The organism is Pseudoalteromonas sp. RB2-MNA-CIBAN-0110, assembly GCF_040309305.1.
GTDB classification, from domain to species: domain Bacteria; phylum Pseudomonadota; class Gammaproteobacteria; order Enterobacterales; family Alteromonadaceae; genus Pseudoalteromonas; species Pseudoalteromonas arctica.
In genome coordinates this window covers 1-262 of record NZ_JBEOOQ010000213.1, presented here as the reverse complement: position 1 = coordinate 262, position 262 = coordinate 1, and the positions used below count along the sequence as shown (strand labels likewise).

Here is a 262-nt window from a genome sequence, read left to right as displayed (position 1 = left end):
AATCTATATCATCATTTTGTATGTCGATTAAGTCTGTTGATATTTCAGAAATAACCCGATCAAAATTATAGAGCTCAATTACATCGCTTTTTAAAGGCTCTAAACACAACATAGAAACAGAATCAGATAATTGGGTAAGGGCGATATTTAACGGTATGCTTTGTTGTTGTTTTTTTAGCTGTATATTAGCGCTAGTTTTTGAATCGAATAATGACTCAATAGCAATATGTTTATTATTATGCACGCTCAGGAGGGTGACAGC

General features: G+C 32.8%; 1 pseudogene. It reads right to left on the bottom strand.

Features of this window, described 5'->3' with window-relative positions:
• Nucleotides 1-262: pseudogene (locus tag AAEY68_RS21220) on the bottom strand (GGDEF domain-containing protein); the annotation flags it as partial.